Annotated in this window: 1 pseudogene; it reads left to right on the forward strand. The window is 43.9% G+C overall.

From position 1 onward, the window contains the following. Positions 1-1576 precede the first annotated feature (1576 nt). A pseudogene (locus tag Q0236_RS01995) lies at positions 1577-2252 on the forward strand (hypothetical protein); the annotation flags it as partial.

Below are 2252 nucleotides of genomic sequence, written 5' to 3' on the forward strand. Positions count from 1 at the left end.
AAAAACCCGCAAATGGGAGGAGGTTCGCCCGAGCCTAAAAAATATGGTCGAAGCGGTAAGGATAATCCGCGCAGAAGCATAAATCTAGCGCAAAAAAAAGACCTTGCTGCCGGGCAAAATTCCACCCGGCAGTCCCGTTTTGCGATAGAATTATGTAGAGCGTTTATTTCGAGTATGGATTGTTAAAATAGCTGCGCGAAATTTTACTTCGAACGAGTATTAAAGGGCGGTAAGAGATTTCTACGCGTCTGCTTGGCAAGCAAATTTGATAGCCGCTAAGTAATGCAGCAATATGAAATTTAGCGCGAGATTTACGGATTTCGCAGTTGGGCAGGCGCGGGATTTTTTTAAAATGCGGCGTAAAATTTCATCTCGACTGATAGCTTAGAATTTCATCGCAACTGCTCACTTGCTTGAGACGCGGAGCGTAAATTTCATTGCGATTGCCCTGAAAGTAGGCTGGGGCAAGCGATAAAATTTTAAAATTTTCACAAATCAGTTCTTGCGCACACAAACCTCGCCAGCCGAATAAAAAAAGCTGAAATTTGCAATTTTACGCGGCATTTTATGAACTGCTTGCGTCGCTAGATTAGAATTTCAAAACGCAAGCTAAAGCTGGTATCGTTGCGCTAGAAATTTTAAATTGCAAATTAAAATTTACATTATCTCGTTAGAATGGCTAGATTGCGAAGCGAGATTCGGCTCTGCTAGGTTAAATTTCAGCCTAAGTCAAAATCTATGTAGCCGCATTAAATTTACGACTAATTTTGCCTGGCTAGCCTGAATTTACGCCGCATTAAATTCGAGTTAGAGCCAAAATTTACGACGCGAAACTCGTTGATTTTAACTTGTGTTTTACACTAAAGAGCGAGGCTAGCGCAAGACGCGTTTGCGTTACCATAAAATTAAAAGAGCCTTTATGGCGGCGCAGGTCTGCAATTTGCGGTAAAAATTAAAAGCTATGATTTTGGCTCATAAGGCGCAGCTTTTAGATGGTTTTTATCACGCCTTAAAGTGAGATTTACTTAGTAATTTCGCGCGATAGATTTTAACGGGCGGAATTTTATCGTCGCCGCAAAATTTTGGCTTTTAAAATTTTGCTTTGTAGGATTTTAGCCCTCATAGTTGTGATGAAGTGTGGCTCATCTTATTTCGTAAGATTTTAGCGGCGCTGCCCGTGTTTAATTTATATGGCATGATTCCAAAAGGCGCTTATTTTGAAATCCTGCGGGTAGAACTTGCGAGACTGCGTTTGCGAGGTTTCGTGGGAATTTGATGCAAAGCACTCAGCGCGTTTAAAAATTTTATTCGTGCGTCGAGCCCTCATTTGCGTTTCAAATTTTGCCATTGTGGCGAAATTTCGCTCACGTGGCAAGGGCTTGCTGCAAGCTGTCCATGAAATCTAAGGATTTGGACGCTAGATTTATTAGAGCGTTTAGCGGCGCAATGCCGCACCTGCGCATAAAATATCGCGCTGTAAGCGATTTAAAAAAAGCTTTTTTGCTTCATATAAATCTCGCGTTGCAAGCGTCTAAAAGCCCGCAAGAGCTTTAAAAATTTAAATTGGAAAGATTGAATGACATTTTTTTCGCCCGAGTTTGTCCTTGCTTTTTTAGCGTTTTTAATCGTTTATTGGACGCTCAAAAATTATATTTTCGCGCAAAAAATCCTGATCCTGTTAGCAAGCTACGGCTTTATGTGCTCCGTAAATCCTCGCTTTGCGCTGGTGCTTGCAGCCTATAGCGCTTTCGTATATTTTGCAGGGGTGTGTATCGCTCGCGCTAATCGCGTAGTCGCAAAAGCCATACCGCCCGCAAAGCAGTCTTCGCATAAGAAAAAGCTCTCGCGTAAAGTGGCAACCAAGCAGATGGGTGTAACAAAACAAGCTGGCATAGCAAAGCAGGTGCAAAAAGCGGGGTTAGCGAAGCAGCTCCCACTACCCACTACGAAGGCACGCGCAGTGATGCTTGCGGCGGTTGCTGGCGGCTTATTTTTTCTCGCGTTTTTTAAATATTATGGCTACGTCAGGGAGTTTTTCAATGCCGCGCTTGCTGCGCTGCACCTAGGTGCCGTTGATAGCGTGGCGTTTCCGCTTGGAATTTCATATTATGTTTTTATGTCAATCACCTATTTCGTCTCGGTTTATAGGCGCGAATGCGGCGAGCAGGGCTTTTTGAGCTTGGCGTGCTTTTTGGCATTTTTCCCTAGCGTCGTGATGGGCCCCATCGGGCGCGCGAGCGCGGCGAAGAGGA

This window comes from uncultured Campylobacter sp. (genome assembly GCF_938031315.1).
Taxonomy (GTDB): domain Bacteria; phylum Campylobacterota; class Campylobacteria; order Campylobacterales; family Campylobacteraceae; genus Campylobacter_B.